The following is a 23,385-nucleotide window of genomic DNA, read 5'->3' as shown; positions in this document are numbered from 1 at the left end:
AATAATTCGTAGTTTATAATTCCCAATACCCAATACCCAATACCCAATTCCCCATTCCCCAACTTGATAGAATTAATATAGTAAGAATTTTCACCATCTAGCCATCGAGACTCATGCCCTCTGAAATTGCTGTAGAGAAAAAAAAGTTAAAAAATCCACCTTTGGAGCTTCATTATTTGGGCGATCGCGTGCTGCGTCAACCTGCAAAGCGGATTTCTAAAGTAGATGACGAACTTCGCCGGATGGTGCGCGAAATGCTGCAAACTATGTATAGCAAAGATGGCATTGGTTTGGCTGCCCCCCAAGTGGGAATTCACAAACAAATAATTGTCATCGACCTAGAACCAGAAAATGCAGCTAACCCGCCTTTAGTGTTGATTAACCCCATCATTAAACAAGTCAGCAGTGACATCTCTGTTGCTGAAGAAGGATGCTTGAGTATTCCTAATGTATATCTAGACGTAAAGCGTCCCCAAGTCGTAGAAATCGCCTATAAAGACGAGCATGGTCGTCCTCGGACATTAAAGGCTAATGACCTACTGGGACGCTGTATTCAGCACGAGATGGATCACCTCAACGGTGTGGTATTTGTAGACCGTGTGGAAAACTCCTTGACTTTAGCCCAGGAGCTATCTAAGAATGGCTTCTCGTATCAAGCGGTGAAACCAATACCATAGGGGGCTAGTAATGTATTTAACTCCAAAAAGTAGTTTATTTTTGGGTGGTTCTTGTGTAAGTGCGATCGCAGCTGTCGGTTCGATTTTTGAACTCAGTTATGGACAACCAGATTTAGGTTTCCAAGCCACGGCGATTATCTTAGCATTGAGCATTCCACTCACCGGATTATTTTTCTTTGCCGCAGTGAAGGACGCAAGGGCTAATATGAAATAAGCATCAGGTACATAAAAAAGGTAAAAGGATGAAGGAAAAAGGCAAAATTCATTCTTTTACCTTTTATTTTTACTCTGCATCTTCCACTGCCCCTAAAGCTTTCAGCGTTACTAATTGCGCTGTGGTTAACCCTTTCACTCCAGTGATATTCATTCCTTCGTAGGGTTTTGGCGATCGCAGTGTTTTGACGCACTCGCCTGTCAATACATCCCAAAGCTTAATTGTCTCATCTTGGCTACCACAAATTAGGGTTTGACCATCGGGACTAAAGGCAACTGACCTGACCCAATTAGCCCCGTGCAAGGTTTTGAGGCACTTGCCCATATAGACATCCCATAATTTTACCGTTTGGTCTTCACTGCCACTAGCTAAAGTCTGACCATCGGGACTGAAGGCAACTGACCATACCCGATTAGTATGTTCTCCTAAAGTTGTGAGACACTCACCCATTTGAACATCCCATAATTTCACCGTTTGGTCGTCACTGCCACTAGCTAAAATATGACCATCGAGACTGAAAGCAACTGACCTGATCCGATTACCATGTCCCTCTAAAATTTTAATGCATTGTCCCGTGCGGATATTCCATAACCTCACTTTTTGGTTTTCACTGCCACTAGCTAAAGTTTCACCATCGGGGCTAAAGGCAACCGATCTCACCCAACTGGTATGCCCTTGCAATGTTTTGAGGCATTCTCCCGTATGGACATCCCATAATTTCACTGTTTGGTCATCACTGCCACTAGCTAAAATTTCACCATCAGGACTAAATGCAACCGATCTGATTCGATTGGTATGTTCCTGCAACTTTTTCAGGCATTGTCTGGTTTGAACATCCCATAATTTCACTGTTTGCTTTTCACTGCCGGTAGCCAAAAGTTGACCATCGGGACTGAAGGCAATTGACCGTACCCAACTGTTATGCCCCTGCAAAATTTTCAGGCACTTATCGTTACGGACATCCCATAATTTCACTGTTTGCTTTTCACTACCACTAGCCAAAGTTTGACCATCGGGACTGAAAGCAACTGACCTAATTCGATTGGTATGTCCCTGCAAAGTTTTGAGGCATTTTCTGGTGTTGACATCCCATAACTTCACTGTTTGGTTCTCACTACCACTAGCCAAAGTGTGACCATCGGGACTAAAAGCAACTGACATTACCCGATTGGTATGCCCTTGTAAGGTTGTCAGGCATTTTCTGGTGTTGACATCCCATAATTTCACTGTTTGGTCATCACCACCGCTAGCCAAAATTTGACCATTAGGACTGAAGGCAACTGACCAGACCCGATTGGTATGTCCCAGCAAGGTTGTCAAGCATTTTCCGTTGTGGACATCCCATAACTTTACTGTTTGGTCGTCACTGCCACTCGCTAAAATTTGACCATCGGGACTGAATGCAACCGATCTTACCCAATTGCTATGTCCCTGAAAGATTTTCAGGCATTCTCCGTTGTGGACATCCCATAACTTTATTGTTTGCTTCTCACTGCCACTAACTAAAGTTTGACCATCTGGACTGAAAGCAACTGACCTGACTCGATTGGTATTCCCCTGGAAAGTTTTGAAGCATTTTCCCGTGTGGACATCCCATAACTTTACTGTTTGGTCTTCACTACCACTAGCTAAAATTTGACCGTCGGGACTGAAGGCAACTGACCTTACCCAATTGCTATGTCCCAGCAAGTTTGTCAGGCATTCTCCATTGTGGACATCCCATAACTTCACCGTTTGGTCATCACTGCCACTAGCTAAAGTCTGACCATCGGGACTAAAGGCAACTGATTTTACTGAACCGCTATGTCCAATACAAGTAAAAAGTAGCTTTCCATCTTCAACTTGCCATAAGTAAGTCTTACCATCAGCATCACCTGTAGCTAAAAGTTTACCATCTGGGCTAAATGCCACTGACGAAATACTCACTAATGTTTCTGCAAAAACGGACTTAGCTAAATCAGCGTTGGCAAAATTCACCCGATGCAAATTCACACTTTGTAAATATGCTTGCCAAATAGTCAGATTAGAAAAGTCATAGCCGCTTAAATCAATTTCTAGCTCACAAAGCATATTTAGGAGATTTCCACCAGCATATCCTGCCGCTTGTGGAGATTTTTTTTGCAGATCGAATAAAACTTCAGAGAGATGAGTTTCCAGATTTTTAGGAAATCTATAAATAGTTGATAATCTATCTATAACCTGTTTAATAATCAGGGTAATTTGAGTGTTACGAATATAATCTTTAGCCGTAGCTTCCATTAAAGCATGGCTCATAAATAATTTCATTTCACCAGTGGTAATTTCGTGACAAACTTGTTCAATTAATCGGTCAATCATGTATTCCATCACCACCGACTGGAGGGTGAAAAGTGCTGTTCTTTGTTCAATTAGCGATCGCCGCCGCAGTGACTCTAGCGCCTCCAGTACTTCCCTTTTGGGCAATGGATGCACAAGTTCGTCTAGCAATTCTTCCAGAGAAACTAACTCGCGCTTGATTGCTAGCCAATAAATTATTTCTTTTTCGATCTCTGATAACCGCTCAAATTGCTGGTCTAATAAATTGCGGGTGTCACCAAAAATTATCTCCCCTTCAGCAAGAAAGGCAGCGATATCACCACCAAATAACTCCCGGATCGGCTCAGAAACGAGTTTTAGTGCTAAGGGATTACCTGAATATTTCTCAATCAGTTTACCCCACTTCTTCTGTGAACCAAATAACCCTTTATCTTTGAGAATTTTTTGCCCTTCTGTTTCTCCCAAGCCAACTAACGATAATGTTCTGACTGGTGATGTTTCTCCCTCTAAAGGGGCAAATTCTTTGGGTTTTTCTCGCGAAGTCAATACTAAACAGCTTTGATGCGGTTCTTCCCCTATCCGTCGGAGTATTTGACTAAAATCTTGATATTTTTCTTTATATTCTCCGGCGCGATCGCCTTCTTGTAAAATTGTCTCTGCATTATCTAATACTAAAAGACAACGATGCTCTCGTAAATAATGAATCAACAGCGTTACTCTCGCATCTACAGTTTCTGGTAACTCTATTTCTCTCTCGTTAGATAAAAAACCAATCAGGTTTGCCAACATCTCTAAGACGGGTGGTGCATTACGGAGACTTCGCCAAATCAGGTATTCAAAATTCTCCTGAACTTCCTTCGCTAACTTCACAGATAAGGCAGTTTTGCCAATTCCACCCATGCCCAATATTGCCACCATTTGACATTTATCCTTGATTAGCCACTGGGTTAACTGAGATAATTCGGCTGCACGTCCGTAAAAAACACAGATTCCAGGCGCTTCACCCCAATCTTGGTGGTTTTGGGTGATGGATTTTTCCTTCAGTGAAAATGCTTGATATTCAGATTCGATAACTTGTTGTAACTTAGTGAGCTTTCCTGGCCCGTTACCAGTAACATTAAATTTTTTGTAAACTTCGCTTAATCTTTTGCGGACTGCTTCGGCGCTGATAGCTAATTCTTTTGCGATCGCATTTGGGGATTGTCCCCGAACAGCATATAAGAATACCTCTACCTCGCTGCTAGACAAGCACCGTTTTTGGGCTAAAGCCAAAATCACGTTTTCAGAAATCACACTCATACTCACACTAAGACAGACTACACTCCCAATATTATCTCACTAGGTGAGACAACATCCGGTTAAAAGTGAGTATTCATCGAAAGCATTGGGAAACTCCGTCTCCTAATGGACGAGGTAGGTCTGATTTTAGGTACTTTCGTAGTATCTTTATGCCATTTAAATAATTTTCTCTATAGTTTACCTTGACCTAAGTAACTTAGTTACTTTATAGTGAATTCAACAGCCTAAAAAAGAAACTTAGTAAGGTTGCCGACAAAAAAAGAAACTTAGTGAGTCTTGACTTACGCAATAACTTTTTGAAACTTTGATTCCTACGCTTCTCTACGAGAGGCTTGTCTGCGACACGCTGCGCGGACACCTAGATGAATGGGAACGCCTTCAGCGAATGTTCTATTTCATAATTTTGCGTAAGTCCTGTGAGTAAGAAGTAAAGGCTGAAAGCGTCGATTCTGAAAAAGGCAAACATCAAAATTGTCTGCAAGAATTGCGAGGGTTCAATGCGCGTAGTGCGCTTTATGTGCGATTACGGGCATTGAACGCCTGATTTTGATATCAAGATTGCCCCGGCAATTGATTAAGGAGCTTAATTTTTCATTATCTGTAAATATCAAGACCACCTTCGTTGACATTCCAACTCTAACTCTTGAGTAGGACTGTTGTTTAGCTTGACTTGGTGGGATCAACCTGTGGGTATTAGCTGTTTCCTTAGTGTGGTCGGGGAAGCAAGCGCTACCTGCTACCTAGATTCAACTTTCAAAACAGGAAAAAAACTATGAAACCCAGTCTTAAAGACAACGATAATTTTCTGTTCAGATGGTTTTGCAGAGGACTGAAGTATTTTCTGCTAGCGCTGCTAGGCGTTGCAATCGCCTTTGTTGTGTCTCAAACTTTTCGGGCTGACATGATAGTTGGGATACTTTTATCCGAAATTCTCTGGATATGGATTGCGAGAATAGCAATTTCTCTAGTCTGCCTATTTGCGATCGCCATGATTTTTGAGTCTTGGAGTTAATACGACAGGGATTGCTATTTAACGCTCATGCTCAAACTTAATAAATAGCCTTTGGCTAACGTTCACTCAAGCCTTTGGCTTCTTAACTTTCCATTAGGAGATTATATCATGCCAAACAACAACAACGGCTCTGGGGAAGAAACACTGTCGCCGCTTTTAGTCATGTTAGTGGCGGGATCAATCTCTTTGGCGATCGTTAACAAAGCTGATCATCCAGCATATTTTGACATCGTTAAAATAGCTATGGCTTATAGCTTTGGCTCCATCAAATCCCAAGGAAAAACAAGACATTCTAATCACCAAAATGAGGCAGATGATGACGAGTTGAAATAGCAGACATGAGAACTATAGCGGTTCTCCTTTGGGTGTCAACTTAGAGGTTGTTTGAAAAGTGGTATGTTGTGATTTTAATCGAATTGTTACCCCCCTTAATCCCCCCTTATAAAGGGGGGAAACAAGAAAAATTCGGTTCCCTCCCCTTTATAAGGGGAGGGTTAGGGTGGGGTAAAAAATATTTGATACATCAATCAGGACTTTTCAAACATACTCTTAGAGGCAGGGCGGAGGTCATTCGCCCTTTTAACTTCTAAAATAGAAGAATGCTGTTAACTCCCACTCAACTACTGCGACTGTCTCAAGGACAACTCAACTTACTAGAAGCTTGTCCGCGTAAATTTCAACATACCTATCTAGAAAAACTCAATTCGCCCTCAAATCCAGAACAAGAAGAACGGCAAACTTTGGGTAGTCGTTTTCACTTGCTTATGCAGCAGCGAGAAATGGGTTTGCCAATTGATAGTTTTCTGCAAGCAGATGCTAAACTGCAAAGCTGGATGCTAGCTTTTGCCGATGCAGCCCCAGAAATTTTAACGGCTGCATCTGATAATCAAACTTTCCGTGAAAGTGAACACTACCGAACTCTACAAGTTCAGGATTATTTGCTGACGGTTGTCTATGATTTATTGATTGCAGATAACCAACAAGCGCAAATTCTCGACTGGAAAACTTATCCGAAACCACCCAATAAACGCAAGTTAGAATCCAACTGGCAAACACGGCTTTATCTGTATGTTTTGGCTGAAACTAGCGACTATTTGCCAGAAAATATTTCCATGACTTACTGGTTTGTCCAATCGGAGGGTAAACCGCAAAATATTAAATTTAATTACAATACTGCTCAACACACACAAATAGCAAAGAAGCTTAATCAACTATTAAGTCAGTTAACCCGTTGGCTGGAAGATTACCAAAATAACCAGCAGTTTCCTCAAGTTGTGGAGGGTAGCAAAACTTGTGATTATTGTCAGTTTGCTAAAAGGTGCGATCGCGATCGCATACAAGTTAATGAAGAAGCAGTGAAAGACTCATTGCCAAATTTTGACAACATTCAAGAAGTCTCACTTAACCCTATACATTAGAGCATATTTGTCAAGTTAATAGGGATATAAAAAAATTACAACTTCTAAATTTATGTCAAGCTTTGACGAAACAGAAGCGATTTACGTGCGCGAATTAGGAATTGATGATATTGCTCCCGTTTACCACTTGGGAGAAGGGTTATTTACCAGCGATTTATATCCTTATTTATACCGCACCTGGGACGAATGGGAGGTGATTGGACTTTACAACACTGATCCAGAATACTGTCTTGTGGCCGAAACAGACGGAGAATTAGCAGGATTCATTTTGGGAACAATCATCACCAAAGCATCCTGGACTTATGGATATATTCTATGGCTAGGTGTGAGTCCGAAGTTTCAGCGTCGGGGTGTAGCAGACAAGTTGGTTGATAAAGTCGTCGCCCGAATGATTGAAGATGGAGCGCGGTTCATGTTGGTAGACACCGATCCCACCAATACTTCAGCCTTAAAGTTTTTTAACCGTAAAGGTTTTGGCAATACTCGCCAGCATATTTTCTTGTCGATGAATTTGAGCAAACATGAATATTATGGCAGATTGATTGATTATGAACACCAAAAAGCTGAAAGAGCCGGTTACAAGCGATCTCGTCCGGCAATTCGCGCCCGTAAATCTGATAGTGTCGCTAATGAACTAATTCTCAATCCCCTAGTGAATGAATCTCAAACAACTGAGGATCAATCCCCGATTTAATAATGGCAGAACAACAGCAGTGGACTATAACAGAAACCGAACAACCCCCGCAGTGGTTCATCCAAGCGGTGAGACAGCATACACCCCTATCAAGTGGAATGTATGCAGCGCAATTATTATGGCAACGGGGAATTAAAGATAATCAACAATTAACAGCTTTTATCAACTATAAAGCTTATCAACCAGCGAGTCCCTTTGAGTTTGGGCAAGAAATGCACTTAGCGATCGCCCGGTTGCAACAAGCATATAACGCCAAAGAAAAAATTGCCATCTGGGGAGACTTTGATGCTGATGGAATTACCGCCACATCTGTACTTTGGGATGGATTAGGACAATTTTTTACACAAAATACTCAGTTAATTTACTATATTCCCAATCGCCTGAAAGAATCTCACGGACTGAATAATCAAGGGATTGATAATTTAGCAAACCAAGGTTGCAAATTAATTGTTACTTGTGATACTGGCAGCACGAACATTGAAGAAATTATCTACGCCAAACAGCTAGGCATAGATGTAATAGTTACAGACCATCATACCTTACCCACCGAACGCCCACCCGTTGCAGCAATTATCAATCCCCGCTATTTTTCAAGGGAACATCAGCTATTTAATCTTTCTGGGGTGGCGGTAGCTTATAAGTTAGTTGAAGCATTATATCAAAGTCTGCCTAATATTGCAAAATATCCGTTAGAAGATTTATTAGATTTAGTAGCAGTAGGATTAATTGCCGACTTAGTGCAGTTAAGTGGAGATTGTCGTTATTTAGCGCAGTTGGGAATTCAACGACTGCAAGAAGATTTTAAACAGCCGCCAGCAGCGCGTCGCCGTCCGGGGGTAGGGCGATTATTAGAATTGTGCCAGAAAAGTGGCGATCGCCCCACAGATATTTCCTTTGGTTTGGGGCCAAGAATCAACGCCGTCAGCCGCATCCAAGGTGATGCGAGTTTTTGCGTTGAATTATTAACCAGTCGAGATGCTAAACGTTGTAACGAATTAGCCGAAGTTACAGAACTCGCAAATACCAGACGCAAATCTTTACAAAAAGATGTGCAAGCGCAAGTAGCACAAAAACTTAGTCAATTAGACTTATCAACTACCAGCGTCATAGTCTTAGAAGATGCCCAATGGCCTGCGGGTGTATTAGGTTTAGTTGCGGGACAGGTAGCACAAGAAACGGGTCGCCCGACTATTTTATTAAGTACAGAAGTCGCAGAGGAAGCAGGGGGAGAAAATCTTACTTCCTCATCCCCTCCCCTCGCCCGTGGTTCTGCCCGTTCTGTCAATTCGGTCGATTTATACCAATTGGTAAAAGACCAAGCACATTTGTTACATCGCTTTGGGGGACATCCCTTTGCAGCAGGTTTGAGTTTGTTAGTGGAAAATATTCCTTTATTTACAGCCGCGATTAATCAGCAGTTGCGGCAATCTTTAGGTAGTACAACTCTAACGCCAACCGTGCAAGCAGACTTGACGGTGACAGTTGCAGACTTAGGGAAAGAGTTATTTTTAGAACTGAAGGTGCTAGAACCTTGTGGAATGGGTAATCCGGTTCCGAAGTTGTTAATTCAAAACTGTTGGTTTGAAAATGCTTGGCATCGCAATCAGCAGGATTGGCAAGGGAAAAAGGTACAGTACATTAAAACCGAGTTTGACATTCGGGATGATTCGGGTAGAAGTGCTTTTCCTGGCTTATGGTGGGGACACTACAAAGATGAATTGCCCATAGGAAGGTGTGATTGCATAGCCGAATTAGACTACAACACCTTCAAAAAACGTTATGAAATCAGATTAATTGCCGTGCGTCTTAGTGTTACCTCAGCGGTTAACACTCAGCATTTACCACTCATTCTAGACTTACGGAATAACCCTACTCCCGCACAGACGCAATTAATTGCGTCTCTACCAACTCCTGCACTCTTGCTTGAAGATTGTCCCAATTCATGGGATAGTTTACGTTTATGGTTGCGCCGCTCGTTTGATAATCAGCAACAATTAGCGATCGCTTGGTCTAAACCCAATCACCAACCACCCAATCAAATTTGGCTGACTCTTGTCGGAATTGCTAAATATCTCAGTCGCATAAATCAACCAGTTACCCGCGTCCAACTTTTAAAGAAAATCGGCATTAGTGACCCAACATTACTTGTAGGAATCAAAGCTTTAAAATATTTAGGGTTCACGGTCAAACTACAAGACAATTATTTACAATTTACTTGGCATCCAAGCGATCGCACAGAAAACTTTACCGATGCAGCAGTGGCAAGGTTTTTAGCTGCTGTCCGAGAAGAACAATTTCAGCAACAGTATTTTGCCCAAGTGCCTTTATCTACTATTGTAGCGATCGCCAGTCGTTATCCATAAACCTTGTAGAGACGCGATTAATCGCGTCTCTACATTAATTTTACGAAATTTCGATTTCAGAACTGTCTACTGAACAGCAAATCCTTCTGGTCTGATAGCATCATCCAAATCAACGCCCATCAGGTTAGTCCCCTGGATGTTTGCATTTGTGAGATTTGTATTTTCCAAGTCTGCACCCTGTAAGTTAGCCATTTGCAAGTTTGCTCCCAACAGGTTGGCTTTCTCTAGGTCTGCATCAAATAAGTTTGCTCCCACAAGGTTTGCTCCCAAAAGGTTTACCTTGCCTAAATCTGCTCCTTGAAAGTTTGCCCCTTGTAAGTTTGTTTGCTGTAAGTTAGCTCTTTCTAAGTCAGCATTTTGTAAGTTCGCATTCTCCAAGTTTGCAGCTTGCAGATTTGTATCCTTTAGCATTGCCCCAGTTAGGTTACAGCCGACACATTCATTAGTTTGTAATAAATGTCTAACATTTTCGGCTACAGACACTATTGGCGATACAACCAGAGGTATTACTGGGGCAGTTACAGACTCCATCGGCGATGTAACTGGAGATATTTCTGGGGCAGTTACAGACTCCATTGGCGATGTAGCTGGAGATATTTCTGGAGCTACTTCAGACTCAGTAGGTATGGATGGTGTTAGTGTTAATGCTCTAACACTGGGTTGGTCAAGGAGAGAAAATCCTGCTACAAGTACCAGAAATACTGCTGTGACGATCCACTGAGTGAATTTTTGGGAATTTGATTGATTCATTATTTCCTTCCTATCGTTATTCGTAGTAGTAGGCTTGCTTTTATAGGAGCCATCAATAATCTGCTTTATTCTTACTTTAGATAAATTGATTGATAATATCAAATATTATTTTGATTCAGATTGATAAATTCAAGTGATTAAAAATCTTTGTGGATGGGAAACTACAAGCTGATTTTTTTGGTTACAGCAGATTGCGAGTTGGTGAGGTACAAAAATACCCCACCCTAACCCTCCCCTTATAAAGGGGAGGGAACTAGATTTCTTTTTCCCCCCAATATATCGGGGGGATTAAGGGGGTAATTCACCGTAGCCCCAAGCAGTACTTCATTTACTTGCAAAGTGCTGTATCTCAAGGAAATAGTACCCATCAAGACTTTTTAGTAGCTATAGCGGTTCCCATTTAAAGGTGGTATGACATCATCTGGTAAGGTGTAGGGGCAATTCATGAATTGCCCCTACTGGTGTACATCACATCGCTATAATTGCATAAGCGTAGCTTGTCGTAGACATCGCTCCATGCCTAATTAGAAAGCATTGCCAGACTGGGTAAAAGTCGATATGATTCACTTTTAATTAAGATGGAGAGTCCCAGGTAAATTAAGACAAATGGGAAGATTTTTCGACCATAGCGAGTTAAAACGGGAGTCATCAGAGGGTTACGAGTCAGGTTGTAAGAGAGTAAACACCACGCCCCAACAGTGAAGTAGCAAACACACAGAATTACACCTAAACTTGGAAGATTGCTACTAGCAAACAATGGTACATAGATTCCAATGTTGTTTCCTCCATTGGCAACAGTTACTGCCGAAACGCGGTATGTTTGAGGATCGCGGATGGTTGCCAATAATGATTTTTTCTGGCGTTCAGATTTGACCGGAGGGGTTAAGTCAACTGACACAGCTTGTACTGTCTCAACTTCCTGTTCTCGGCTGATGAGATTACTGATACCAATAGCGACGGGAAGTAAACCTAGTAATCCAATCCAGGTGGTGGGAATAACGAGACCGCCGAAGAAACCAGGAAGACTAGCAAAAACTAACGCAGTGAATCCAAGAAATTCACCAAGAACAATATGCTTAGGACGAAAACTGCGATTGACTTTTCCGAAGAAAGCTGTCAAGTATAAATTATCGTCAAAGGTGGTTGCAAAAGCGGCAGATATCCCAATAATTAATGTACTAATTAACCAAGTCATAATTGTTGCTCGCGATAATTCAATGCTGTTTGTCCTAGTCCTTCTCTGCACCTGGCTGTGAGGACAGTTTGGAAGATTTTGTGACTATTCGCTAACGAAAACCAATTAAGGTTCGTTAGTCATCAGTCAATTCCCCAATTTTTAGATGCAATTGCCTCCAATCAAATTGGTGATTTTTTTCTCAGCAAGGTACCTTGGGAGCTCATGAAGTTAATATTATGGCTTGTACCCAAATAAGAGCAAATACTCTTGTTTTTTAAAACGATAAATAAAAATGATTGATAAACAGTCAGTTTTATAGGTATGCCTTGGTGGGGCTTGCAAGGTTTGTAACAAAACCAATTCTCCCTAGAGTGGTAGTTGGTTACGCCTCATACTGAGTTATTATCTGAGAAGTTTAAGTGCGATCGCTCTCAATACTGTTCGGTTAAGGCAAGAGACGCGATAAATCGCCGTCTTTACAAGAATCAGTCCTTCGTTCTGACGGCGATTTATCGCGGATTTGGGATCGATATATTTTCATCAAAGAACTTTAACCGAACCGTTGACAATTTAGATCGTTTGGAAAAGCCTAACCCCCCTTTTCTCGACGGGGAAAGGGGGAAAATTTCAAGTCAGATTTAAAACAGACTAAATTAAGTGGTTTTCTGTGGGTCAAATTTAAGATATTCTTGGCGGCTAGTGTTCAACATCGGTTAATATGACTAATTGCGCTCTGGCTTCAGGTTTAAAATTTACAGTAATGTTTGATGTTTAAGTTGTAATTATGCTAACCAGTGTTGACCGTTTATTATTTGTCCGGCGAGTCCCGATTTTTAAGGAATTGCGGGATGATTTTATTGTACGGCTCACTTCAGTGATGAACGAACTATCATTTCCAGCTAATTACACCATTTTTCGCCAAGGGGAAGAAGGGCGATCGCTCTATATTGTCGTGTCAGGCCGGGTTAAAGTTCACATTGGCAATAAACTACTTGCAGAGGTGGAACAAGGAAAATACTTTGGTGAGATGGCAGTATTTGATACTCAACCTCGTTCTGCCACTGCAACGACTTTGGAACCTTGCGAATTCTTGGAACTGACCCAAGAGCAATTGTATGATGCGATCGAAGAAACCCCTGAAATTGCGGTGAATATTATTCGTGAGTTATCCCGTCTGATTCGCAAGTTGAATGACGATATGAGTGTCACCTCTTTGCGGAGTTAATTGTTGTCTGATACTTTTAGGACTTACGCACGGGTAACGGAAAACGAACCACAGAGAACGCAGAGGTCACGGAGAAATGAGAGTTTAAGAGGGTTTTTGCGTAAGTCCTAACTTTTTAATCTATAGATCCTAGCTTGCGACATTCTTTAAGAAACTGCTGGGGAATTTCTCTACTTTCTCCCCAATGCAGATGAACATAAGAGGCGTGAACATTTGCAGGTAAACCCCATCCCTCGCATCCCATATTTTCGTCACAATCGTAGCGAGAAGTTTCAAATAGGGGCTGACTGGGAGTTAAGGTTAAATGGGAACGATGAAATTCATGTCCGTAAACAGTTGTACCCATTTTCACCAAGAGATTATCTTGCAAAGCTACTGCGCGACGATAACCCAAAGTTAAACGCCCACCCATGACAGCAGATGTTGGTAAAACTCCCGCCATTGGCCAAGGTTTACCCTCAAAATCGATAATTTGCTCACATAAATACATTAATCCGCCGCATTCAGCAACTGTCGGCATTCCTTTGAGGATTGCTGTTTTTACCCCATCACGAACGCTGGTATTTTCTGCTAGTTGCTGGGCAAAAACTTCTGGGAAACCTCCCCCAAAATACATTCCCTGCACATCTTTTGGTAATCCAGCATCTTCTAAGGGACTCCAGAAAACCAGTTCTGCGCCAAGTTGTTGCAGCAAATCGAGATTGTCTTGGTAATAGAAATTAAAAGCGCGATCGCGGGCGACTGCAATCCTAACAGAGGAGGGGGAATGAGGGAGATGAGGGGGATGAGGGAGGGATTTTGATTTTAACAGGGGTAATAAATGTTGCCAATCGAAACAGGTATCTCCTAAATTGGCGAAGCGATCGATTAAAGCGTTGAGTTCGGGAAGTTCTGCTGTGGGAACTAAACCCAAATGGCGATCGGGAATTGTGATGTTATCTTGACGACGCAGTACGCCGATAATGGGTAATTGTAATGGTTCTAGAGAATCTTTGAGGAGAGAGAGATGGCGATCGCTGCCCACGCGATTTAATACTACCCCAGCTATTTTAATTCTCGGATCAAAAGATTGATAGCCGTGAGCGATCGCAGCTACAGAACCAGATAAACGACTACAATCTATTACCAACACCACAGGCAAATCTAAAAGCCGTGCAATATGTGCCGTACTAGCAAAATCAGTTGATTTTTGCTTTTCTTGCCCATGTCCAATTCCATCAAATAAACCCATTACCCCTTCTACGAGAGCATATTCACTGAGTTGACTATAACGGGCAAAACATTGCTGAACGTAGGTTTCGGAAGTTAACACTGGGTCTAAATTGCGACAAGGAAGACCAGTTACGTGTTGATGAAACATTGGATCGATGTAGTCTGGGCCTACCTTAAAAGATTGCACCAGGCGATCGCGACGACGTAAAGATGCTAAAAGGGTAAGAGTGACTGTTGTCTTGCCCACTCCACTACGTTCCCCGGCAATGACTAAAGCCATAAATGAAACAAATTAGATTTTTAAACTAACTCAAACTTATACCAATTAGAAACAAGAAAACTAGCCAATTAGGGGAGTTAGGCTGGAAAAATCTGTCTAATAATATATTTGGAGATTAGCCGATATCAGATAGTAATAAGTTACCAAAAGAGGAACGTTTTATGATAATTGTGCATCATCTGAACAACTCGCGATCGCAGCGTGTACTGTGGTTGCTAGAAGAATTAGGTATCGAATACGAAATCAAGTTCTATGAACGCGATGCCAAGACGATGCTTGCACCAGAATCGCTGCGTCAAGTCCATCCACTCGGTAAATCACCAGTAATTACAGATGGAGACTTGGCGATCGCTGAGTCGGGCGCGATTATCGAATACCTCGTCGATCGCTACGGAAATGGTCAGCTAGTCCCAGCATCCGGTACGCCTGAGTATTTGCGCTACAAGTATTGGCTGCATTACGCCGAAGGCTCTGCAATGCCACCTTTGGTAATGCGGCTGATATTGAATAATTTCGGGGCAGGGGACAGCAGCGTGATTAGCGGATTCGTCGCGCCCCAAATTAAACTTCACTTTGACTACATAGAAGGCGAACTAAATAAAAATACGTGGTTTACAGGTAAGGAATTTACCGCCGCCGATATCCAAATGAGCTTTCCTTTGGAAGTAGTCGCGACGCTCCCCCAAGAAGTCGAGAACCGGCCAAAACTCAAAGAATTTGTCGATCGCATTCATGGGCGACCTGCTTACAAACGTGCGCTTGAGCGCGGAGGCACATACGACGTATCCTTTTAACGAGTCGCGACATCTCCAGAAATTAAATATGCGTTATCCACAACCCTTGTGGAGACGGCGATTTATCGCGTCTTTGTTCGGTTAAAGCAAGAGACGCGATGAATCGCCGTCTCTACAATAATCATTTTTTCGTCTTGACGCTCTAGAATTTCCATCAAAAAACCTTAACCGAACCGTATTGCGTCTCCACATTCTTTTTCACCAGATGTCTAATAGAAAAACCCTCCAGATGATTGAAATATTCAAAAATCTGAAGGGCTTCTATTTTTTTTCGCAATTGTGGTAACTTTTATTCTTTCCAGACGAAACTAACTATTTGTTTCCAATTTGAAAATATTCGCTGTCACTCCCAGGCTTTCTTCAAAAAGGGACTCACGACCCCAGCGTTGCACCTGCTGACTCAGCAATGCTTCCGCCTTTTGTTCCGAAAGTGAAGTCACCTGTTGAAACAGACCGGCAGATTGGGCCCCGCCGTGTGTTTCCATCCGCATACAACCACCAGTTTCCGAGCAGATAACTGTACCACAGTCTGCCTCAGAATTTGTTGAACTGAGGCGCAAGGCAATCAAGTCACCAATAATATCGCCCACATCGGCAACCGGAACTCCTGCTAATTCGGCTTCTACTTGTCGCTGATCTTGAGAAATAAAATGGATGCGAGTGATGTCATAATCACCGGTTTCCTTATGATAAGAAACTGGCTGCCATTGCAGACGACTTGCCAGCCAACCCAAAAACAGCAAAGCTTGAGCGGGGTTGCCTTTTTCATAATCAATCGTAACGCGATCAATTTCTTTGATGGCGGCGCGACGCTTAGGAGAATCGTAGGCTTCAGCTGTCAATTCTTGCCATGATGCAAGACGACGCCAGTTCAAATCAGCTAAAGGTACACCCGTTTCTACCAACTCTTGTAGGTGGAGTAAATCACTTTCTGGTTCGTTAAAGTTGCAAGAATCTACAATCACATTATTGCAGACTGCTGCTAGGCGCTTGAATAGACCGTTATTAGGGTCTGGTGTTGCCTTCCACCAGAGAAACTTCGGCAAGCCACCAATCAACAATGCTGGAATCATGCCACCGATGCGTTCTAAAGCAGCAGCAGTTCCACTGAGAGTAATGTATTCGCAGCAGATAAGTGTGCTTGAAGATTGCTTTTGGATGGGGCAATAGGCAGAAACTTGAGCCTTAACTCCTTCATCTTCGCCAGCAATGGGAAATAGCGCAATGATCCGGCAGGGGTTGCGGAGAGCGATCTCATCAGCAATTCTGGGGCTGGCGGCGCTATTTATCTGTTGTCCTCCAGATCCGTTTCGTTGACCTTTAGAGAATTCTTCTCGTAATACAGTGAGAGTTTCTAGTGTTGCTGTTCCGGTTTCTGGCAGACCATTTTTATTTTGCACTTCCCGCAACGCTGCTGCCATCTGTGGCCCTAAAATCCCATCAATTGGGCCGTTATAAAATCCCAAAGCAGCTAACAAATACTGAGTTTCTTCTGGTTCATAGACCACTAAAGTAAATGTTGTTGCCCTAGTAGCACTGGGAAGTCCACCGTCATCGCCAGTAATGCCGTAACTTTGCCAAATTTGATTCAGTTCCGTATCTATTTCGTTCAGCGAAATATCTTTTGGTGCCTGAAGTGAAAAAATAGTAGAAGTTTGGGTAGGCATAAGAAGTTTTGGATTTTAGATTTTGGATTTTGGATTTGAGATTTGAGATTTTGGATTAAGAACTGGTAATTAGTAAGTGGTAATAGTTTTTTATATTCTCTATTACCCATCCCCTATTTCGCCGTCCCCAATCTAAAATCTAAAATCTAAAATCTTAGAGTCTGCGCCAGCGACGGCCATCCTGGTTAATTAAGAATTCTGCTTCTGCTGGTTCCCAAGTCCCGGCTTCGTATTGGGGAATAGTATTTGGATCGGCGGGTGCATCCCAAACGGAAAGGGCTGGTGTTACTACTTGCCAAGCTGCTTCTACTTCGTCTGCCCGGGTGAACAATGTTTGATCGCCCATCATACAATCAAGGAATAAGCGATCGTAGGCATCGGATGTTGCTTGAATGCCGAAGGAACCATAACTAAAGTCCATATCAACGGAACGGGTGCGGAATTCTGCACCTGGCATTTTCACATCAAAACGCAGGGAAATACCTTCATTTGGCTGAATCCGCATCGTCAAAATATTGGCGTTTGTCTGTTGGGCGGCAGATTGGAACATCCGAGATGGAACTTCGCGGAAGTGAATGGCAATCTCACTGACTTTTTTCGGCATCCGCTTTCCAGTCCGCAAGTAGAAAGGAACACCTTTCCAGCGCCAGTTGTCTACCAAAAACTTCATCGCTACATAAGTTGGTGTGGTGGAATTGGGGTCAACGCCTGGTTCTGTCCGATACCCTGGCACTGCTTCACCCTTCATCCAGCCAGCACTGTATTGACCACGGACTGCTGACCGTGCCAAATTGTGAACATCAGCTAAACGAGTAGCTCGAAGTACCTTCACTTTTTCTGTGCGGATGCTGTCGGCATCCATTGCGTTGGGTGCTTCCATTGCCGTTAAGCAGTAAAGTTGCATGAGGTGATTTTGCAACATATCCCGCAGTGCGCCGGCGCTTTCATAGTAGCCAGCACGGTCTTCTACGCCCACGGTTTCTGCTACGGTAATTTGCACGTGGTCAACAAATTGACGATTCCACAAGGGTTCAAAAATTGCATTGGCAAAGCGAAACACCAGCAAATTCTGGACTGTTTCTTTACCCAAGTAGTGGTCAATGCGATATACTTGATTTTCTTTGCAATATTTTTGTACCACTTGGTTAAGACTTTGGGCAGAAGCCAAGTCCCGACCAAAGGGTTTTTCAATTACTAGACGATGTTTGTAGGGATCTTCTAGCATTCCACCGCTTCCTAGCTGCTTAATCGCTTCAGGAAAGAATGAAGGGGCAACGGAGAGGTAGAACATCCGATTACCTCGCGTGCCCCGTTTTTCGTCTAATTCACTCAATAAGGTTTTTAGTTTCTGGTAGCCTTCGGGGTTGTCTATATCCCCAGGACTGTAGAAAAGTCCTTGAGAGAAGTCTTGCCAGAGTTCCCCTAAATCGACATCAGGATGTGCCTCTTCCATGCCCTTCTGCATTTGTTCGCGGAAGTATTCATGGCTCCATTCTCGACGCGCTACACCAACAATGGTAGTTTCTGGGGGGATGCGCCGTTCTCGCCGCAATTTGTAAAGGGCTGGCACTAATTTGCGCCAGGTGAGATCACCAGAAGCGCCAAAGATAACTATAATTTGGGGTTCAGCCATCCCTTGTTGTTGCAGGCCAACGCGCAAGGGATTTTCTAGCAGACTAACCATAGGAATTTTGGATTTTGGATTTTGGGTTTTGGATTTTTGAGATTGGGAATTGGGAATTGGGAATTGGGCATTGAGAATTGGGCATTGGGCATTGAGAATTGGGCTAATAGTTTTTCTTCCCCTGCTCCCTGCCCCCTGCCCCCTTGCTTCTTCCCCACTCCCCACTCCCTACACTGGTGACAATACCTTGATCTTGTCTTCTAAAGAGTTCATCAAGGACTGGAAGGGCTGGATGAATTTGTCAATACCTTCTACTAACAGTTCATCCATGACGGTATCGAGATCGATGTTGATGTCGGGATCTTTGAGGTTTTCGATCAGCGTGTAAGCGTTATCTACGTCTGTTTCTAAGCGATCGCTCACGTTACAATGATCGGCACAAGCTTTAATTGTTGCTGGTGGTACAGTGTTAACGGTATCTTGCCCAACTAACTCTTCGATATACATTACGTCGCGGTAGTTGGGGTCTTTGGTACTGGTACTAGCCCAAAGTAGCCGTTGGACTGTGCCCCCTTTGGCTACCAAGGCTTGCCAGCGATCGCTCTCGATGATTTTCTTGTATTCTTGGTATGCTACCTTAGCGTTTGCGATCGCTACTTTCCCTTTCACAGCTTTTAGCTTTGCTTCCACGGCAATATCATCAACGCCTTTTTTCAACTTAGCATCTATTTTGGCATCAATGTTGCTATCAATTCGGCTGAGGAAGAAGCTAGCGACTGAAGCAATTCTACTAATGTCTTTACCTTCAGCTACCCGTTTTTCTAAGCCACGAATATATGCCCAAGCTGTGTTTACGTAGCTTTCTACAGAAAATAACAGCGTAATGTTGACATTAATCCCATCGGCTATTACCTGTTCTGCTGCTGGTAAACCAGGTTTTGTACCGGGAATTTTAATCATTACATTTTCCCGTCCAATTTCTTGGTAATAGCGGCGAGCTTCCTTAATTGTTGCTTCAGTATCATCGGCAATGGTTGGTGGTACTTCAATACTCACATAACCATCTAGTCTATCCGAGGCTTCATAAACAGGGCGTAAAATATCACAAGCATTACGGATATCTGCAAAAACTAGGGATTCGTAAATTTTGTATGTCGGTAAGCCAGCCCGAACTCCGGCTTCGATATCGGCATCATAAATAACATTACCAGCGATCGCTTTCTCAAAGATAGCCGGGTTAGAAGTAATCCCAGATATACCTTGATTTTCAACCATGTTTTTGAGTTCACCTGATTGAATAATGTCACGGGTCAAATTATCCATCCAGATACTTTGACCGTATTGCTTAATTTCTAGTAGATGATTGGTAGCCATAGCTAGTTTATTTCACTCCTGTATAGTGATGTTTCTAAGTAAAGTTGGCAAAACGCATTAATGCTTACTTTTGAATTGTGGCGTTGCCAATCACTTATCGCATCGGCCAGCTGAGATAATCCTTAATTGATCTTCAAAAATTGCTACTTTGCATCCCTAATCCTAAATCACCATGATTAACGTTTAATTAATGGCAGATGAGAGTACAGCACTAAAGAAATAAAACGTCTAAAACCCTTACGTAACAGTAACTACGAATTACGAATTATCTTCTAGTGTCCGTTTTGAATAAAAGACTCCACCTTTGCTACATCTTCTTTGCTACCAATAATTAAAGGTGTGCGGTGATGCAGTTTATTCGGCACTACATCCAAGATATTTACCAATCCTGTAGTAGCACGACCGCCAGCTTGCTCAATCAAAAAGGCAAGAGGAGCGGTTTCATAAAGCAAGCGCAATTTCCCTTCTGGTTTTTGAATTGTGCCTGGGTAGAGAAATACACCGCCTTGAACCAAAATTCTATGGATATCGCTTACCATTGCACCGCTATAACGAGCGCTGTAGCCTTCTGTGCGATGAACATAGCGGATATATTCTCGAATCGATTCTTCCCACTGCCAGAAGTTACCCTCATTCACGCTGTAAACGGAACCGTGGTTAGGAATGCGGATATTTTCTTCGGTGAGAATAAACTCTCCTAAGCTGGGATCGAGAACAAAGGAATGAACGCCCTTACCAATAGTATAAACCAGCATGGTGCAAGGCCCATACAGGATGTATCCGGCAGCGAGTTGCTTCCGTCCATTGGTGAGGAGGTCAGTTGCTTTACCATCGCTATCAGTTCCTTCTTGTTGGCGAATGGCAAAAATGGAACCTAAGCTGAGATTATTATCAGTATTGGATGAGCCATCAATTGGGTCATATAACAGGGTATAGCGACCAATAGGGCAATTTTCCGGGATGTAATAGGGGTTTTCCATTTCCTCAGAAGCGAGGCGACATACTAAGCCGCTTTGCTTAAAAACTGAGATAAACACATCATTGGCGTAGACATCCATCTTTTTGACGGATTCTCCTTGGACATTAACTTCCCCCGTAAAACCAAGAACACCTTCCATTAAACCAGCGCGACTCATGCGGCGAGAAATAAGTTTACCTGCCAAGGCGATGCGATTCATCAGCGCACTTAAATCTTGGGCATCTGGCGAAAAACTCTGAAGTTGCTGGAGAACGTGACGGGATAAGGTTGTACAATCACGATCTAGAGCTAAGTCTGTAATTTCATTGATAGACGATTCTAAGGATTCTGGCGTTTTAGCCATTTTTATGTTCTCCGCAGCCACTAGCTGTAAATTGGGTTTTAGTTGTGTATGGCAACTTATGGTTGCTGCTTCTATCTTAGGAAGGTAATTTGAGAACTTAGATGTGACTTTAGATAAACTAAAGAAATGAGTTTTCAGTGACTCCTGCACTCAAAGCCTAGATACGTAGTAAATTGTCTAAGATATCACCAAAATCGATATTTACTTAAGTCAAGGAATTACACAAAGCAATAAAGGTAACTAAGCAACTGGTTATCAAGTTTAAATTTACTGAAAACTGTTTATGTTCAACTACAATCCATTAGAGTGCTTACCTTCATCAGCAGAATTGCCGGATTCTGATGACACACCTGTGGATAACGAACTACAAATATTAATTCCCAACTTATTGTTAGCAATATTAGCTGCTATTTGGCAAACCCGTGATGATTGGTTTTTTGGGATCAATATGGGAATTTATTATACAGCCAATAAACCTGCCATTGTCCCCGATGGGTTTTTAAGTTTGGGTGTAGAACGTTTTGTTGGAGAAAATGGGCGTTCTAGTTATGTACTTTGGGAAGAAGATGGTATTTCCCCAATCTTATCGTTAGAAATTGTTTCCCAAACTTACAATTTTGAATATGAACAAAAGAAAATAGATTATGCCCAATTAGGCATTTTGTATTATGTGATTTATGCGCCAACTCGCTTACGTCGAAAACGTCAGCGTTTAGAAGTTTATCGTTTAGTTAATGGTGAATATATTTTACAACTAGGTGATAAAGTTTGGATGCCGGAAATTGGTTTAGGCATTGGACGCGATCGCGGAACTTACCAAAGAATCACGCGAGAATGGTTGTATTGGTATGACGAAAATGGTGATAGATACTCAACACCGGAAGAAGTAACATTTAAGCAACAGCAAGAATTAGAGCAAACACAACAACAGCTTCAAGAACTTTTAGCTAGATTACAACAAAAGGGAATCAACCCGAATAACCTCTAAATTAAATCTCGGTTAAGTAGCAATACGCTTCAGTTAAGGAGTGGTAAGCTATCTTCAGGTAAATGTAGTAAGGCAAAACTAGCTCATCCCTTGCCCAACTGCGATCGATAATCTCTGCTAATTCTTGAGAAATATCTACACAACCATAATCTTGCCAGCGATCGCTAAACCACTTTTGCAGTTTATTACAAGCATCGTGGTCTAAAATATCAACATTCAACTCTCCTTGTTTTGCTAGTCCGGGAAGGGTTAAATTACTACTCCCTAAGAATCCGACAGTTGGAGTATTAGGATCGTTTCGATGCACAAGATATAACTTGGCGTGGAGAGAATGCCGCAAAAACAGTTTAATAATTACTTTCTGAGTTTTTAGTTGATGACTTAACCGCCGCAATCCCGCTTCATCCTGATTAGTCGGCGCACCGATGGTTAACTGCTGACGAAATTCTGCCGCCATGCGTTTTTTAAACCGCACAATGTCACTATTGTCAATCCTTCTATCACCACTAACAAGGCTAAATGCCGCATGAACTTCATCACTGGGTAAGCTTTGCATCCCAATTAGTAAACGACAACAAGCATTTTCACCACCAACATACTGTTCGATTAAGTCATCAATTCTTCGCCAACCTCTGAGGTTAAAGTAGCCAACACAAAAATCTGCTCGATAGGAAACTTTCAGAGTTTCCCTCAAGATTGGTAGGAGTTGTAAATTAATGTTGTCAAAGATGCGGGGCATTAATTTAATTCGTAATTCGTAATTCGTAATAATGCTTTCTACGATACGATGCGCGAATTCTATTTGCCTATAGCTGCATGATTAGGGTGGACATCTTGCCACTGGTGTCAACTTAAGCTCAAAGCTTTGTCCCACAGCCGTTTTACCCCCCTTAATCCCCCCTTATAAAGGGGGGAAATGATATTTCCGGTTCCCTCCCCTTTATAAGGGGAGGGTTAGGGTGGGGTAACGCGGATCGTGATGGGAAGTGAGTGAACTCAA

General features: G+C 42.4%; 19 protein-coding genes. 10 read left to right on the top strand and 9 right to left on the bottom strand.

Translation table 11 applies throughout. The annotated features are described in order from the left end of the window. Positions 1-113: 113 nt before the first annotated feature. The gene (def, locus tag GTQ43_RS03230; RefSeq protein ID WP_265270654.1) at positions 114-677 is read left to right on the top strand and encodes a peptide deformylase; all 564 of its coding nucleotides are present in this window, start codon (positions 114-116) and stop codon (positions 675-677) included. Between the two features lie 10 nt (positions 678-687). After that, on the top strand, positions 688-891 hold the full coding sequence (locus GTQ43_RS03225; RefSeq protein ID WP_265270652.1) for a hypothetical protein: 204 nt from the start codon (positions 688-690) through the stop codon (positions 889-891). 69 nt (positions 892-960) lie between these two features. Here GTQ43_RS03225 and GTQ43_RS03220 read toward each other — a convergent pair whose 3' ends face one another. Beyond that, positions 961-4,485 carry an NB-ARC domain-containing protein gene (locus GTQ43_RS03220; protein WP_265270650.1) on the bottom strand — a complete coding sequence of 1,175 codons (3,525 nt, stop codon included), beginning with the start codon at positions 4,483-4,485 and terminating at the stop codon, positions 961-963. A 772-nt stretch (positions 4,486-5,257) separates the two neighbouring features. On the opposite strand from GTQ43_RS03220, the gene GTQ43_RS03215 reads away from it, so the two are divergent. The 5 genes from GTQ43_RS03215 (at position 5,258) to recJ (ending at position 9,972) form a co-directional block, all read left to right on the top strand. Next, the gene (locus GTQ43_RS03215; RefSeq protein WP_265270648.1) at positions 5,258-5,497 is read left to right on the top strand and encodes a hypothetical protein; all 240 of its coding nucleotides are present in this window, start codon (positions 5,258-5,260) and stop codon (positions 5,495-5,497) included. A 108-nt stretch (positions 5,498-5,605) separates the two neighbouring features. Beyond that, positions 5,606-5,830: a hypothetical protein gene (locus tag GTQ43_RS03210; RefSeq protein ID WP_265270647.1), complete on the top strand. Its 225-nt coding sequence runs from the start codon at positions 5,606-5,608 to the stop codon at positions 5,828-5,830. A 266-nt stretch (positions 5,831-6,096) separates the two neighbouring features. Then, complete coding sequence (locus GTQ43_RS03205) at positions 6,097-6,915, top strand: PD-(D/E)XK nuclease family protein (protein WP_265270645.1); 819 nt, start codon at positions 6,097-6,099, stop codon at positions 6,913-6,915. A gap of 52 nt (positions 6,916-6,967) precedes the next feature. Continuing rightward, a complete protein-coding gene (locus GTQ43_RS03200) occupies positions 6,968-7,609 on the top strand; it encodes a GNAT family N-acetyltransferase (protein ID WP_265270643.1) in 642 nt (213 codons plus the stop codon). 2 nt (positions 7,610-7,611) lie between these two features. After that, on the top strand, positions 7,612-9,972 hold the full coding sequence (gene recJ, locus GTQ43_RS03195) for a single-stranded-DNA-specific exonuclease RecJ (protein ID WP_265270641.1): 2,361 nt from the start codon (positions 7,612-7,614) through the stop codon (positions 9,970-9,972). A gap of 66 nt (positions 9,973-10,038) precedes the next feature. Here the strand turns inward: recJ and GTQ43_RS03190 are convergent, their stop codons facing one another. Continuing rightward, positions 10,039-10,722, bottom strand: a complete 684-nt coding sequence (locus tag GTQ43_RS03190; RefSeq protein WP_265270639.1) for a pentapeptide repeat-containing protein — start codon at positions 10,720-10,722, stop codon at positions 10,039-10,041. A gap of 520 nt (positions 10,723-11,242) precedes the next feature. Continuing rightward, entirely contained in the window at positions 11,243-11,917 is a 675-nt protein-coding gene (locus tag GTQ43_RS03185) for a cadmium resistance transporter (protein WP_265270637.1), read from the bottom strand. A 766-nt stretch (positions 11,918-12,683) separates the two neighbouring features. On the opposite strand from GTQ43_RS03185, the gene GTQ43_RS03180 reads away from it, so the two are divergent. Next, a complete protein-coding gene (locus GTQ43_RS03180; RefSeq protein WP_265270634.1) occupies positions 12,684-13,124 on the top strand; it encodes a cyclic nucleotide-binding domain-containing protein in 441 nt (146 codons plus the stop codon). Positions 13,125-13,239: 115 nt separating this feature from the next. On the opposite strand, the gene GTQ43_RS03175 is transcribed toward GTQ43_RS03180, so the two are convergent. Next, on the bottom strand, positions 13,240-14,616 hold the full coding sequence (locus GTQ43_RS03175; RefSeq protein ID WP_265270632.1) for a cobyrinate a,c-diamide synthase: 1,377 nt from the start codon (positions 14,614-14,616) through the stop codon (positions 13,240-13,242). 161 nt (positions 14,617-14,777) lie between these two features. Here GTQ43_RS03175 and GTQ43_RS03170 point away from each other — a divergent pair, with 161 nt between their 5' ends. Further along, a complete protein-coding gene (locus tag GTQ43_RS03170) occupies positions 14,778-15,410 on the top strand; it encodes a glutathione S-transferase family protein (RefSeq protein WP_265270630.1) in 633 nt (210 codons plus the stop codon). 308 nt (positions 15,411-15,718) lie between these two features. Here the strand turns inward: GTQ43_RS03170 and opcA are convergent, their stop codons facing one another. The 4 genes from opcA to fbp all read right to left on the bottom strand — a co-directional run bounded on the left by opcA (position 15,719) and on the right by fbp (position 21,397). Further along, positions 15,719-17,077 (bottom strand): glucose-6-phosphate dehydrogenase assembly protein OpcA, encoded by a 1,359-nt coding sequence (gene opcA / locus GTQ43_RS03165; protein ID WP_265270628.1) that lies wholly within the window; start codon positions 17,075-17,077, stop codon positions 15,719-15,721. 154 nt (positions 17,078-17,231) lie between these two features. After that, on the bottom strand, positions 17,232-18,761 hold the full coding sequence (gene zwf, locus GTQ43_RS03160) for a glucose-6-phosphate dehydrogenase (RefSeq protein ID WP_265273654.1): 1,530 nt from the start codon (positions 18,759-18,761) through the stop codon (positions 17,232-17,234). A 168-nt stretch (positions 18,762-18,929) separates the two neighbouring features. Beyond that, positions 18,930-20,075 (bottom strand): transaldolase, encoded by a 1,146-nt coding sequence (tal, locus tag GTQ43_RS03155; protein WP_265270626.1) that lies wholly within the window; start codon positions 20,073-20,075, stop codon positions 18,930-18,932. A gap of 272 nt (positions 20,076-20,347) precedes the next feature. Beyond that, complete coding sequence (gene fbp / locus GTQ43_RS03150) at positions 20,348-21,397, bottom strand: class 1 fructose-bisphosphatase (RefSeq protein WP_265270623.1); 1,050 nt, start codon at positions 21,395-21,397, stop codon at positions 20,348-20,350. Positions 21,398-21,680: 283 nt separating this feature from the next. Here fbp and GTQ43_RS03145 point away from each other — a divergent pair, with 283 nt between their 5' ends. Beyond that, positions 21,681-22,385: a Uma2 family endonuclease gene (locus GTQ43_RS03145; protein WP_265270621.1), complete on the top strand. Its 705-nt coding sequence runs from the start codon at positions 21,681-21,683 to the stop codon at positions 22,383-22,385. A 1-nt stretch (position 22,386) separates the two neighbouring features. On the opposite strand, the gene GTQ43_RS03140 is transcribed toward GTQ43_RS03145, so the two are convergent. Next, positions 22,387-23,124: a phospholipase D-like domain-containing protein gene (locus tag GTQ43_RS03140; RefSeq protein ID WP_265270619.1), complete on the bottom strand. Its 738-nt coding sequence runs from the start codon at positions 23,122-23,124 to the stop codon at positions 22,387-22,389. Positions 23,125-23,385 lie beyond the last annotated feature (261 nt).

This window comes from Nostoc sp. KVJ3 (assembly GCF_026127265.1).
GTDB lineage: Bacteria > Cyanobacteriota > Cyanobacteriia > Cyanobacteriales > Nostocaceae > Nostoc.
Note: the sequence above shows the minus strand (reverse complement) of the source record. Positions and strands in the feature narration are given on the sequence as shown.